Source organism: Streptomyces sp. UH6, from assembly GCF_013421635.1.
GTDB lineage: Bacteria > Actinomycetota > Actinomycetes > Streptomycetales > Streptomycetaceae > Streptomyces > Streptomyces abyssomicinicus.
In genome coordinates, this window is record NZ_JACADT010000083.1 from 1 (window position 1) to 11548 (window position 11548).

Annotated in this window: 16 protein-coding genes and 2 pseudogenes; 12 read left to right on the forward strand and 6 right to left on the reverse strand. The window is 70.7% G+C overall.

The window, feature by feature from the left end:
• Positions 1-156: 156 nt before the first annotated feature.
• From HW445_RS07745 to HW445_RS07755, 3 genes are read left to right on the forward strand one after another with little or no spacing between them, the layout of a single operon-like run.
• On the forward strand, positions 157-660 hold the full coding sequence (locus HW445_RS07745) for an NUDIX domain-containing protein (RefSeq protein ID WP_151772248.1): 504 nt from the start codon (positions 157-159) through the stop codon (positions 658-660).
• A 14-nt stretch (positions 661-674) separates the two neighbouring features.
• Positions 675-2060 (forward strand): NADP-dependent succinic semialdehyde dehydrogenase, encoded by a 1386-nt coding sequence (locus HW445_RS07750; protein ID WP_180220284.1) that lies wholly within the window; start codon positions 675-677, stop codon positions 2058-2060.
• Between the two features lie 25 nt (positions 2061-2085).
• The gene (locus HW445_RS07755) at positions 2086-2319 is read left to right on the forward strand and encodes a DUF6213 family protein (RefSeq protein WP_151772246.1); all 234 of its coding nucleotides are present in this window, start codon (positions 2086-2088) and stop codon (positions 2317-2319) included.
• A gap of 7 nt (positions 2320-2326) precedes the next feature.
• On the opposite strand, the gene HW445_RS07760 is transcribed toward HW445_RS07755, so the two are convergent.
• Positions 2327-3022, reverse strand: a complete 696-nt coding sequence (locus HW445_RS07760) for a transcriptional regulator (RefSeq protein WP_180220285.1) — start codon at positions 3020-3022, stop codon at positions 2327-2329.
• A 127-nt stretch (positions 3023-3149) separates the two neighbouring features.
• On the opposite strand from HW445_RS07760, the gene HW445_RS07765 reads away from it, so the two are divergent.
• The 4 genes from HW445_RS07765 (at position 3150) to HW445_RS07780 (ending at position 7179) form a co-directional block, all read left to right on the forward strand.
• On the forward strand, positions 3150-4247 hold the full coding sequence (locus HW445_RS07765) for a type III polyketide synthase (protein WP_151772244.1): 1098 nt from the start codon (positions 3150-3152) through the stop codon (positions 4245-4247).
• Positions 4248-4308: 61 nt separating this feature from the next.
• Positions 4309-5532, forward strand: a complete 1224-nt coding sequence (locus tag HW445_RS07770; RefSeq protein ID WP_180220286.1) for a cytochrome P450 — start codon at positions 4309-4311, stop codon at positions 5530-5532.
• A gap of 7 nt (positions 5533-5539) precedes the next feature.
• Positions 5540-6088 carry a cupin domain-containing protein gene (locus HW445_RS07775; protein ID WP_151772242.1) on the forward strand — a complete coding sequence of 183 codons (549 nt, stop codon included), beginning with the start codon at positions 5540-5542 and terminating at the stop codon, positions 6086-6088.
• Positions 6089-6339: 251 nt separating this feature from the next.
• On the forward strand, positions 6340-7179 hold the full coding sequence (locus HW445_RS07780; protein ID WP_180220287.1) for a hypothetical protein: 840 nt from the start codon (positions 6340-6342) through the stop codon (positions 7177-7179).
• Positions 7180-7225: 46 nt separating this feature from the next.
• On the opposite strand, the pseudogene HW445_RS07785 reads toward HW445_RS07780, so the two are convergent.
• Positions 7226-7315: pseudogene (locus tag HW445_RS07785) on the reverse strand (acyl-CoA dehydrogenase family protein); the annotation flags it as partial.
• A 570-nt stretch (positions 7316-7885) separates the two neighbouring features.
• Here HW445_RS07785 and HW445_RS33415 point away from each other — a divergent pair.
• The 3 genes from HW445_RS33415 (at position 7886) to HW445_RS07800 (ending at position 8594) form a co-directional block, all read left to right on the forward strand.
• Complete coding sequence (locus HW445_RS33415; protein ID WP_257230921.1) at positions 7886-8032, forward strand: helix-turn-helix domain-containing protein; 147 nt, start codon at positions 7886-7888, stop codon at positions 8030-8032.
• A 169-nt stretch (positions 8033-8201) separates the two neighbouring features.
• Complete coding sequence (locus HW445_RS07795; protein WP_180220289.1) at positions 8202-8396, forward strand: hypothetical protein; 195 nt, start codon at positions 8202-8204, stop codon at positions 8394-8396.
• 9 nt (positions 8397-8405) lie between these two features.
• Positions 8406-8594 (forward strand): hypothetical protein, encoded by a 189-nt coding sequence (locus HW445_RS07800; protein ID WP_180220290.1) that lies wholly within the window; start codon positions 8406-8408, stop codon positions 8592-8594.
• 68 nt (positions 8595-8662) lie between these two features.
• Here the strand turns inward: HW445_RS07800 and HW445_RS07805 are convergent, their stop codons facing one another.
• From HW445_RS07805 to HW445_RS07815, 3 genes are all read right to left on the reverse strand, one after another.
• Positions 8663-9439 (reverse strand): phage antirepressor KilAC domain-containing protein, encoded by a 777-nt coding sequence (locus tag HW445_RS07805; RefSeq protein ID WP_180220291.1) that lies wholly within the window; start codon positions 9437-9439, stop codon positions 8663-8665.
• 459 nt (positions 9440-9898) lie between these two features.
• A complete protein-coding gene (locus HW445_RS07810; protein ID WP_180220292.1) occupies positions 9899-10039 on the reverse strand; it encodes a hypothetical protein in 141 nt (46 codons plus the stop codon).
• A 9-nt stretch (positions 10040-10048) separates the two neighbouring features.
• Entirely contained in the window at positions 10049-10258 is a 210-nt protein-coding gene (locus HW445_RS07815) for a hypothetical protein (RefSeq protein ID WP_180220293.1), read from the reverse strand.
• Between the two features lie 45 nt (positions 10259-10303).
• Here HW445_RS07815 and HW445_RS07820 point away from each other — a divergent pair, with 45 nt between their 5' ends.
• The gene (locus HW445_RS07820) at positions 10304-10636 is read left to right on the forward strand and encodes a DUF6233 domain-containing protein (RefSeq protein ID WP_180220294.1); all 333 of its coding nucleotides are present in this window, start codon (positions 10304-10306) and stop codon (positions 10634-10636) included.
• A gap of 50 nt (positions 10637-10686) precedes the next feature.
• Positions 10687-11139, forward strand: coding sequence for a hypothetical protein (locus tag HW445_RS07825; protein ID WP_257230919.1), 453 nt, complete (start codon positions 10687-10689; stop codon positions 11137-11139).
• Positions 11140-11187: 48 nt separating this feature from the next.
• Here the strand turns inward: HW445_RS07825 and HW445_RS07830 are convergent.
• Positions 11188-11548: pseudogene (locus HW445_RS07830) on the reverse strand (ATP-dependent DNA ligase); the annotation flags it as partial.

Here is an 11548-nt window from a genome sequence, read left to right on the forward strand (position 1 = left end):
TTTGTAATGAGCCGGCGACCACCGAGAGCGACACTCCCGCCCCCCGGCGGGCGTCACCCTGCGCTTCGCCCGGGTGCTGCGCTACCGCGAGGACAAGCCCGCCGCCGAGGCGGACACCGTGCGGACCCTGCTCGACGCGCATCCGGCGGTCACGCCGTGAGCGGCCGCCGCAGCGCCGGCCTGCTGCTGCACCGCCGTGGCGCGGACGGCGGCGTCGAGGTGCTGCTCGGCCACATGGGCGGCCCGTTCTTCGCCCGGCGCGGGGCAGGCGCGTGGACGATCCCCAAGGGCGAGTACGACGGGGACGAGGAACCGTGGGCGGCGGCGCTGCGCGAGTTCCGTGAGGAGCTGGGGCTGGAGCCGCCGGACGGGCCCGTCGTGCCGCTCGGCGAGGTCCGCCAGGCCGGCGGCAAGACGGTCACCGCGTGGGCCCTCGAGGCGGACCTCGACCCCGCCGCGGCCGTTCCGGGGACCTTCGAGATGGAGTGGCCCCGCGGGTCGGGGCGCGTCCAGGTCTTCCCCGAGCTGGACCGCGTGGCCTGGCTGCCCCTCGGCCGGGCCGCCGAGGTGATCGTGAAGGCACAGGCCGAGTTTCTCCGCCGCCTCGCTGAGCACTCGGCCTCCGGCGCACCACACGCGGGCGAACCGCGGGACGAGTGAGGAGTTGGTCGGGCATGCCCATCGCCACCGTGAACCCGGCGACCGGTGAGACGGTCCGGACGTTCGAGGCCATCGGCGCACAGGAGGTGGAGCGCAGGCTCGCGGCCGCCGACACGGCGTTCCGGTCCTACCGGACCACCCCGTTCGCGGAACGCTCCCGGCTGCTGCACCGGGCCGCCGACCTGCTGGAGCGGGAGAGCGACGAGGTCGCCCGTACCCTCACCACCGAGATGGGCAAGCCGCTGCGGCAGGCCCGCGCGGAGGCCGCCAAGTGCGTCAAGGCGATGCGCTGGTACGCCGACCGCGCCGAGGCCCTGCTCGCCGACGAGCATCCCGACCCGGCCGACGTGGCGGACTCCGGGGGGTCCCGGGCCGTGGTGCGCTACCGGCCCATGGGCCCGGTGCTGGCGGTCATGCCGTGGAACTTCCCGCTCTGGCAGGTGGTCCGGTTCGCCGCGCCCGCCCTGATGGCCGGCAACGTGGGACTGCTCAAGCACGCCTCGAACGTGCCGCAGACCGCGCTGTACCTGGACGGCCTGTTCCGGCGCGCGGGCTTCCCGGAGGGCTGTTTCCAGACCCTGCTGATCGGCTCGGCCGACGTGGAGAAGGTCGTGCGGGACCCGCGGGTGCGGGCCGCCACCCTGACCGGCAGCGAGCCCGCCGGGCGCGCGGTGGCAGCCGCCGCCGGCGACGAGATTAAGCACACCGTGCTGGAGCTGGGCGGCAGCGACCCGTTCGTGGTGATGCCCTCCGCCGACCTCGACCGGGCCGCCGAGGTCGCCGTCACCGCGCGCAACCAGAACGCCGGGCAGTCGTGCATCGCCGCCAAGCGGTTCATCGTGCACGCGGACGTCCACGACGCCTTCGCCGAGCGGTTCGTCGCCGGCGTCCGCGCGCTGCGGACCGGCGACCCGATGGACGAGTCCACCGACGTCGGCCCGCTCTCCTCGGAGAAGGGCCGCGCCGACCTGGAGGAACTGGTCGACGACGCGGTGGCGCGGGGCGCGCGGGTCCTGTGCGGGGGCCGCCGCCCCGAGGGGCCGGGCTGGTTCTACGAGCCCACGGTGCTGGCCGACATCACCGGCGCGATGCGCGTCCACCAGGAGGAGACCTTCGGCCCGGTGGCCACCCTGTACCGTGCCGACGATCTGGACGAGGCGTTGGCGATCGCCAACGACACGTCGTTCGGGCTGAGTTCCAACGTCTGGACGCGCGACGAGGAGGAGGTCGAGCGGTTCGCCCGCGACCTGGAGGCGGGCGGCGTGTACGTCAACGGCATGACCGCCTCCCACCCCGCGTTCCCGTTCGGCGGAGTGAAGCGCTCCGGCTACGGACGGGAGCTTTCCGGCCACGGGATCCGGGAGTTCTGCAACATCACCACCGTTTGGCACGGAGCGTGACCCTTACGGGTCTACCATCCCCTTTGTGAACCGCGAAGTGACTCTCCCCCTGATCGTCGACAGCGGCGGCACGTTGCAGGTGGCGGCCGCCGATGTCAGCAAGTTGCTGCGGGCGGTCGGCGGGCGGTGGCTGCGGCTGGTCGAGGACGGCCGCGACGACCTGGACGAGGACACGGTGGCGGCGCTGACCATCGAACTCGCCAAGCTGGCCGACCGGATCGACGTGGCCTGCATCGCCCACAGCAGCGAACGCCCCTGACCGCCCCTCACCTCCCGTCGAGCAGCGCGTCCCAGAACCCGGCCTCGTAGGACCGCAGCAGGCGGCCGTGCGTCCGCACGGCCGCCTCGTCGATCCGGCCGGCGTCGGACCATTCCTGCACGGCGGCCAGCACCGTCCCCTCGTGCTCCGGTGACGGCCCGGCGAACAGGTCGAAGAACCCGCAGGCCGTGTCGTCCATCCCGTAGTGCTCCCGCAGGCCCTTCGCGATCCGGCCGCAATAGCCGCCCCATGCCGAGAAGTTGGCGGCCAGGGCGAGCACCGTGCCGGCCGGGGCGGCGTTCAGCGCCAGCCAGGCGACGAAGGCGGGGTAGGCCTGGCAGCCGGGGCGCGGCTCGTACCCCTGCCCGCCGTCGCCTCCGCCGCGCGCCTCCCGGGGGCTGTCGGTGAGCTGCTCGACCGCCCGCACGAAGTGGTCCAGCCGCTCGGCCGCCATCTCCTCACCGCGCGCGAGCTCCGCGTAGTACGCCGCGCACCGGGGCATTCCCGCGGCCCGTTCCGCGAGCCGGAGGAAGGCGCGCCGGTCGGCCGCGACCACCGCCCGTTCCTCGAGTGCCAGCGCCAGGAGCAGCCCGGGGCCGGCCTCGCCCCGCTCGACCAGGGGCACCGTCCGGTTGGCCCCGGGGTCCGGGGCGAACCCGGCCCTGGCGCGTTCCAGCAGGTCGCGGGCGTCCGTCGGCCCCATCGCGCTCTCCCGTCCTCGGTCCTGACGTCACCTTTCCCCGGTTGGACCACTCCCGCGCGATATCCGCGCCCCGCCGGGTGAGGCTGAGTGGTGCACCGACACATCACACGAAAGCAGGTGCGCCCACATGGCCACGTTGTGCAAACCCGCGGTGTCCGTGCCCGAGCACGTGATCACCATGGAGGAGACTCTCGAACTGGCGCGGTCCCGCCACCACGACCACCCCCAACTCCCCCTCGCCCTGCGGCTGATCGAGAACACCGGGGTCCGCACCCGGCGCATCGTGCAGCCCATCGAGGAGACCTTGAAGCACCCGGGCTTCGAGGACCGCAACAAGATCTACGAAGCGGAGGCCAAGGCCCGTGTCCCGGCCGTGGTGCGGGAGGCCCTGGACCACGCCGAGGTCCGGCCGAGCGACATCGACGTCATCATCTACGTCTCCTGCACGGGCTTCATGATGCCCTCGATGACCGCCTGGCTGATCAACGAGATGGGCTTCCCGTCCACGACGCGGCAGATACCGATCGCGCAGCTCGGCTGTGCGGCCGGCGGAGCCGCCGTGAACCGGGCACACGACTTCTGCACCGCCTACCCGGAGGCCAACGCGCTCATCGTGGCGTGCGAGTTCTGCTCGCTCTGCTACCAGCCCACCGACCTCGGCGTCGGCTCGCTGCTCTCCAACGGCCTGTTCGGCGACGGCATCGCCGCCGCCGTGGTCCGCGGCCAGGGCGGCACCGGCATGCGGCTGGAGCGCAACAGCTCCTACCTGATCCCCGAGACCACGGACTGGATCTCGTACGACGTCCGCGCGACCGGGTTCCACTTCCTGCTGGACAAGCGGGTGCCGGGCACCATGGAACCGCTGGCCCCCGCCCTCCACGACCTGGCCCGCGCCCACGCGTGGAACGCCTCCGAGCTGGACTTCTACATCATCCACGCCGGCGGCCCGCGCATCCTCGACGACCTGACGAAATACCTGCGCGTCGAACCGCACGCCTTCCGCTTCAGCCGTGCGACGCTGACCGAGTACGGGAACATCGCCAGCGCCGTCGTGCTCGACGCCCTGCGCCGCCTGTTCGAGGAGGGCGGCGTGGAGGACGGGGCACGCGGCATGCTCGCCGGCTTCGGGCCCGGCATCACCGCCGAGATGTCGGTGGGCACCTGGCAGACCGACAGCGACCGCCTGGCGCGCACGGCGGCCCGAGCGGTGGGTGCGCGGGCGTGAGACGCGGCCACGACACGGCCCGGGACGCGGGCACGAGACGCGGACGGAGACGACACCTGAGATGACCTCCACCACCGACGAGGCCACCGCCTCGTCCTTGCCCCCGGTGAGGAACTGGCCGGCGATCGACCTGCACGGCGCCGACTTCGACCCGGTCCTCGACGAGCTGATGCGCGAGGGCCCGGTCACCCGGATCTCGCTGCCCAACGGCGAGGGCTGGGCCTGGCTGGTCACCCGCTACGACGACGTCCGCGCGGTGACCAACGACCCCCGCTTCAGCCGGGCCGAGGTGATGGGCCGCCCCGTCACCCGGCTGGCCCCGCACTTCATCCCCGGCTCGGACGCGATCGGCTTCCTCGATCCGCCCGACCACACCCGGCTGCGCCGCTCGGTCGCGGCGGCGTTCACCGCGCGGGGTGTGGAACGGGTGCGGGAGCGGTCCCGGCGGATGCTGGACGAGCTGGTGGACGACCTGCTCGCCAAGGGCCCGCCCGCCGACCTCACCGAGGCGGTGCTCAGCCCGTTCCCCATCGCCGTGGTCTGCGAGCTGATGGGCGTCCCGGCGTCGGACCGGGGCCTGATGCACGACTGGACCCAGCGGATCCTCTCCCAGTCGCACGGCGCCGAGGTCAGCGAGAAGGCGCGCGAGGACATGTCGGCCTACTTCGCCCGGCTGGTCGAGGAACGGCGCGGCGCCGACGGCGAGGACGTCACCTCGCTGCTGGGCGCCGCCGTCGGCCGCGACGAGATCACCGTGCGGGAGGCCGTCGGTCTGGCGGTGCTGGTGCAGATCGGCGGCGAGGCGGTCACCAACAACAGCGGGCAGATGTTCTACCTGCTGCTCACCCGCCCCGAGCTGGCCGAACGGCTGCGCGCCGAGCCCGAGGCGCGTCCGAAGGCGGTGGAGGAGCTCCTCCGGTACATCCCGCACCGCAACGCGGTGGGGCTGTCCCGGATCGCCACCGAGGACGTCGAGATCCGCGGGGTGCGGATCCGCGCGGGCGACGTGGTGTACAACTCCTACCTCGCCGCCAACCGGGATCCCGAGGTCTTCCCCGACCCCGACCGGATCGACCTCGACCGCAGCCCCAACCCGCATGTCGCCTTCGGTTTCGGCCCGCACTACTGCGTGGGCGGCATGCTGGCCCGGCTGGAGTCCCAGCTGCTCGTCGACGCCCTGCTGGACCGGGTGCCGGGGCTGCGGCTGGCGGTGCCGGCCGAGGAGGTGCCGTTCCGCAAGGGCGCGCTGATCCGCGGGCCCGAGTCCCTCCCGGTCGCCTGGTGAGCCGCCGATGTCCATGACGGAGGGACTGCTGGTGCCACCGGGCCACGGCCGCACGGTGGCCACGCCCGCCCAGCACGTGACGTTCAAGGTCACCGGGGCGCACTCGCGGACGGCGTCCAGCTTCGAGGTCGTCGTGCCTCCGGGCTTCGACGTGGGAGCGCACGTCCACACCCGCAGCGAGGAGCTGTTCTACGTCCTGGAGGGCGAGCTGGACGTGCTCGCCTTCGAGCCGCGGGTGCGGACGCCGGACGGCTGGCGGCGGTGGGAGTCCAGCTCGGGAAGCCGCGTGGTGCGGGCCACCCCGGGCACGGTCATCGCGGTGCCCCCGGGCTGCCCGCACGCCTTCGCCAACCCGACCGACGCCCCGGCCCGGATGTTCTTCCAGGCCGCGCCGCCGCCGGACCACGAGCGGTACTTCGAGGAACTGCTGGAGATCCTCGCCGGGGGCGGCCCGCCCGACGAGGCGGCGATCGAGGCGCTGCGGGCCCGCTACGACATCCAGCAGCTCACCCCGCTCCGGCACGACGCCTCACCGGAGCGGCTCGTCACCGGTTAGAACCGGGGCGCGGCGCCGCCGACGTGACGTCGGCGGCCTCCCGCGCGCCGGTCACGACGGGGCGGCCGGGTGCACCCGGCCGCCCCGTCCGGCATGTGTTGCGCACGCACCCGTCCGGTGGTGTCCTCGAAGAGGGGACCTGTGCGACGCGGAGGGAGCGCCGTGACGCGGGAACGCGTCGAACGGCCCGGTCCGCGTTCCGAGAACCAGCGAGAACCCGCGAGAAGCAGCGAGAAGCGGAAAGCCGGACCATGCTGTTCTTCTACGACAGGCAGACCCGAGGCGCCGGATCGGGCAGGCTCGACGCCGACGGCGACTTCGTGAACCTCAAGGACTTCCCCGCCGGGCAGTTCGGCTCCTGGACGCACGTCGTGCCCGGTGGGGGACAGCTCTTCTTCTACAACAAGGACACCCGGGCCGCCGGAACGGGCAGGCTCGACGACAGCGGCGACTTCGTCAATCTGAAGGACTTCCCGGCCGGGCAGTTCGGGAGCTGGACGCAGGTCGTGCCCGACGGCAGCCTGGTCTTCTTCTACAGCAAGGACACCCGGGCCGCCGGTACGGGCGCGCTGGACGCCGGAGGCGGCTTCCATCACCTCAAGGACTTCCCGGCGGGCCAGTTCGGGTCGTGGACCCGCATCGTCTTCGCCGGCGGCGACCTGTTCGCCCGCTACTTCTTCTACAGCGGGGACACCCGCGCCGCCGCCACGGGTGAGGTCCGGGACGACGGCGGCTTCGTCAATCTGCGCGACTTCCCCGCGGGGCAGTTCGGGAGCTGGAGCCACATCGTCTTCGACGAGGGATCCTCCCAGCTCTTCTTCTACCGCCAGGACACCCGGGCCGCCGGAACGGGCAGGCTCGACGCCGACGGCGACTTCGTCAACCTCAAGGACTTCCCCGCCGGGCAGTTCGGGAGCTGGACCGCCGTCGCGTCCACCCACCGCCGGCTGTTCTTCTACGACAGGAACACCCGCAGCGCGGCGTCCGGCGAACTCCGCCAGGACGGCGCGTTCCACAACCTGAAGGATTTCCCCGCCGGGCAGTTCGGGGACTGGACCCACATCGGCGCGACCCAGGCCGGCACCCCTTGACGATCGGCGCGGCCCCCTCCCGGCACCCGGGAGGGGGCCGGACCGGCTAGCGGACGTGGACGCCCGAGATGGTGCGGGCGATGACCAGGCGCTGGATCTCGCTGGTGCCCTCGAAGATCGTGTAGATGGCCGCGTCGTCTCCTCGGGCACTTTCTGACGTCGAGGGCTATGGCGTCTGACCAGCTAGAAGCCATACCGCACCCGCGTTCGACGGGATTCGAGGGGCGTTCAACCGGATCCAATCCGGTAGACCATCTCCCAGCCATCTCCCAGAATCCCCCCGCAAAGTCGTCACGCACCCCCGACCCCGGGACACGGGACCAGGGGCGCGCTCGCGCCGACCACCCAGAGGGGGGCGCCCACCATAGGTGGCCGACACGCTTATCACCGAGCCCGTCACTTGCCCCCGGCGACTCGGCCAACACCCTGCAAAACCGCAGTTCACCCGTTCGAGTGAACACACGTTCTATTCTAAGAACACGACTGCCGCCCCTCCCGGCAGTCACGGCCGTAGGGGTGCATGAAGCAGTGAAGCGCTGGATCTACCCGGATAACTCCATGATCGAAAAATGCCTCAATTCTGCTGCTGACTTATGATCTTGATCAGGATTGCGTTGGCCGGGTGCCAGCCGATCAGCCCCAGTGGATCCTCGACGCGCGCCGAGCCGTCGGCGACCGCATCCGGGTCCAGCGGCTGCACCGGAACATGACCCAGGAGTCCCTGGCTCATGCGACCGGGATCGACCGGAGCACCATCCAGCGGATGGAAGCTGGGTCGGAGATGAAACTCAGCCACCTACTGCATGTCGCTCACGCCCTCCGTGTGCACGTCACCGACCTACTGCACGGGTGAGATCCGGACAGCTCATCTGTCTCATTGGACAGAGTGAACCTCAATGCCATGCCCGCGGGAAGGGTGTGGTCATGTCATATGCCCGCTCTCGTTTCATGCCCGGTGCGAACCCTGGACGACTCTGTAACGAGCCCGTCCCATGTCAGCGCCCGCACGTAGGATCAGCGGCATGCCCACCACTCCCCCGCCCACAGGCCCGCCGCGGCCTGCCGCCGCCGTGAACGCGGCGATCCGCGGGCTGCTGGAGCGGACCCGACGCCGGCTGTCGGATGCGGAGCGGCGGGAGTACGAGGCTCTGCTGACCGAGTGGCATCACGCAACCGCCGCCGAACGCCTGCGCGAGAGCATGACGACTGCGGCGTAAGCTCCCGCCGTGGACATCCCCGATGATCTTCTTGAGCTGGAGCGTGCCGCCTGGGCGGAGATCCAGGCCGGCCAGCTCACCCCCAACACCGCAGCGGCCGTCCAGGCCCGCATCACCGAGGTGGCCGCCGAGACGGGAGCCGACCGGTACAAGCTGGAGATGGCCGTGAAGAAGGCCGTGCGGCACCCGGAGAGCTAAGGCTGCAGACAGCAGAGCGCCCTGCCGGATGCATCCGGCAGGGCGCAACTGGCGACGAGGCAAGACGCTTAGGCGGCAGCCCGCGCCTGCCACCGGTCGAAGACGAAGTCGGCCCCCTGAGTGGTGGCGTAGGCCACCTCGTAGAAGACGCGACCGTTCGACTCCATCTTGATCGTGAAGTACCCGTTGGTCTGGTAATGACGACGCGGCATGTTCTGGTTCGCCCCGAGCCGCGAGCGCTGCTTCCGGAAGATGTCCTCCTCGACGAGCCAGTTCGTCATCTTCGTGACAGGCACGTCCAGCATGTCGGCAATGGCCGTCATGCCGATGAGACCCTCCGCGTCGCAGAAGGCGTCCCATTTGCCGGCCTTCGGAGCGAGCACCTTGTTCTCGGCGGCCAGAGCCTTGTTCTGCCGGACCTTGGAGAGGAGTTCGACGAGCGCTTCCTCGTAGTCTTGAGGAAGTGCCGGAGCGACCGCAGCAGCAACCTCAGCATTCCGAGTCTGGATCGCGAAGTACGTCTTCGCCGCGGCGACCTCGGGCTTGCGGCCGTCACCGGCGAGGGCGACGTGGTAGGCGCCGAACCGAGTGAGCCGGTAGTCCGTGACTTGCTGACGCCCCCACCTGCCACCCTGCATCACTTTGGCGGCACCGACAAAGTGATCAAGGGCGTCGAGCCCTGAACCATTCACGGCATCCATCGCTCGCTGGATGACCCCCTCGAACTTCCTCCACTCGTCGTAACCCATGAGCTGCTGGAGATCGCGGGCGGACCAACGCTCCTCGCCTTTGATGTCGTGCAGCATGATCCGGTCGAACGGGCTGGCCCCGCCGCTGGATTCCATGGGAAGTCCTGAGTTACCGTGCGGTTGTGCCATGGAGCTGTTACCTCCTGGTCTTTGCCCTCCGCAGGGACACCACCCCTGCGCGAGGGCACAAATCTTTGGCCTTCGATTCGAAGGCGCTCTGCCGCCAATCAGGTTACGACACGGTATCGACACCGCCGGTCAGCCGCTTCGGCACTGGGTGTCGCCAAGGTGGGCCGGAGCCTTCGATTCCACACGCCACTGAGAGTTTCACGCAGACTCCACATGTCACTGGGTGCCGCCGAATGCCCACTTAAGCGCAGATTTGTGTGATCGATCTCTCTCAGACGGTGAGCGAGTCCGCTCAGATGGTCAGCTCGAAGCTGGCCGTCATCCTCTCGCGCAGCGGACAGCAGTCCGCCCCGCCGGGGTTCCACGCTCGACGGGGCGGGCTCGAGTGCATCACCGCGCCAGCAGACACGGATCGATACCTTCAGGCTACGACCGGCCGCCGACAGCCCGGGGCCGCGTGGACAGGCGGTAGGTGCCGGGCTGGAGGTCGCGCGTGGCCTGGCGGCGCCGCAGCTGCCGCAGGGCGCGCTCGCGGTTCGGGTACGGGCGGTACATGGCGGCCAGCATGGCAGACGATCACTCCTCGTCCGGCCACGTCGTCAACGTCGCGCCCGTCTCCTCGTCGGTCAGGGTGACGCGGGCGCCCGGGGCGCTGCCGTACTCGCCGATCCAGCGCGTGAACTTCCGGCGGGCGGTCGCCTCGTCGGGCCACCAGCCGCTCATCAGCCGGCGGCCGCCCGCGGCCAGCACCAGGTGGAACCGCATCGCCGCCGAAGGTCTCTCCACACTTCCATGGGATCACCTGTTCGAATTCTGGTGCAAACTGGAGGCGTGACCGACCTGCCGCCCGACCTGCCCCGTCTCCGCACCCTGGAGACGTGGCTCGAGCTGTCCCTCGCCGAGGTGCGGCAGGCGATCGCGTGGGCTGAGCGGCGCGAGCAGGAGCAGCAGCGCGGCCGGGAAGAGCGGCCGCCACCAGCGGACTGGCTGCTGGAGTCGGGCATCGGCGACGGGCCCGCGGTGTACGTCCACGTCGGTGGCTGCCACATGGCAGGCAAACGGTGCCGCGGCGTACCCAGGGACGTCGCGCTGAGGGCGCTGGCCGAGGTCGAGGCGTGCCCGCACTGCAGGCCAGACGCCGAGCTGGGCTACCTGGAGGGGTGACGAGCGGGGGGCTTGTTACCCGATGTTGGATGCCCCCTTAGGGTGTCGCAATGGATTGGGGAGACGCACCAGGATGGGCCGCCCTCGCAGTTGCCTTGGGGGCACTGGAGATCAGTAGGCGAGCACGCAAGGACGGCAAGCGCAGCGCGGATGCAGCTGACCGTTCGGCGACGGCCGCAGAGCAGACTCTCGCAGACCAGCGGCGAGAGGCCGCGGAGCGGCGCGCGGCGGAAGAAGAAGCGGCGCGTCCAAAGGCTCAGCTGTTCATCAGCTTCGTGGGTGGCCACCGGTACCGAATCCGCAACCGTGGTGATGCGACCGCAGTCGACGTGACCAACACCAACCCCTGTGGTGCCGTGGACGCATGGCCCGAGAACCTGAACCTCCGGCCTGGCGAGGCGCACGATTTCATGATCGCGGGCGACATGGAGAACCTGGCGCCAGCGCAGATTGCAGTTACGTGGGAAGGGCAAGCCGAGCCGGTGATTCTTCCCGTTCCCTAGCTGCACTGCGGTGTCATAGCGAGGGCCCTCTTCCTAGGAGGCTAACCGTCACCCGAACGGCGGCAGCTGGCCCGGGCCCAGTTCGTCGCGCACCCGCAGGAAACGCACAGGGTGCCGATACCGACCCTCGTCAACCGAGGTGTCCCCGGAATACTCAACGACCAGGTCCGGCTCGACCGGGCGGTGCTCGAGCAGTTCGCGCGACGCCCAGCCCGCGGAGAAGCGGCGGCCGGTCCACGGATGGTCCGGCCCGCCCGGCTGCAGCAGGGCGCCGACGTCCCGGCGCGCCGCCGCGGCAAGCGGCGCGGTGCGGGCCATGAAGCGCAGGCGCCCTGCCGCATCCCAGCGGCCGAGCAGCAGCGTCGACGGCGTGTGGACCGGCCCGGTAACGGATGCGACGACCGCTTCG

Excerpts from the sequence above, each read along its gene's own strand:
- HW445_RS07775 (WP_151772242.1), top strand. The coding sequence starts at position 5,540 with ATGTCCATGACGGAGGGACTGCTGGTGCCACCGGGCCACGGCCGCACG.
- HW445_RS07795 (WP_180220289.1), top strand. The coding sequence starts at position 8,202 with ATGCCCACCACTCCCCCGCCCACAGGCCCGCCGCGGCCTGCCGCCGCC.
- HW445_RS07780 (WP_180220287.1), top strand. The coding sequence starts at position 6,340 with ATGCTGTTCTTCTACGACAGGCAGACCCGAGGCGCCGGATCGGGCAGG.
- HW445_RS07765 (WP_151772244.1), top strand. The coding sequence starts at position 3,150 with ATGGCCACGTTGTGCAAACCCGCGGTGTCCGTGCCCGAGCACGTGATC.
- HW445_RS07750 (WP_180220284.1), top strand. The coding sequence starts at position 675 with ATGCCCATCGCCACCGTGAACCCGGCGACCGGTGAGACGGTCCGGACG.
- HW445_RS07770 (WP_180220286.1), top strand. The coding sequence starts at position 4,309 with ATGACCTCCACCACCGACGAGGCCACCGCCTCGTCCTTGCCCCCGGTG.
- HW445_RS07760 (WP_180220285.1), bottom strand. The coding sequence starts at position 3,022 with ATGGGGCCGACGGACGCCCGCGACCTGCTGGAACGCGCCAGGGCCGGG.
- HW445_RS07810 (WP_180220292.1), bottom strand. The coding sequence starts at position 10,039 with ATGCTGGCCGCCATGTACCGCCCGTACCCGAACCGCGAGCGCGCCCTG.
- HW445_RS33415 (WP_257230921.1), top strand. The coding sequence starts at position 7,886 with ATGACCCAGGAGTCCCTGGCTCATGCGACCGGGATCGACCGGAGCACC.
- HW445_RS07805 (WP_180220291.1), bottom strand. The coding sequence starts at position 9,439 with ATGGAATCCAGCGGCGGGGCCAGCCCGTTCGACCGGATCATGCTGCAC.
- HW445_RS07825 (WP_257230919.1), top strand. The coding sequence starts at position 10,687 with ATGGATTGGGGAGACGCACCAGGATGGGCCGCCCTCGCAGTTGCCTTG.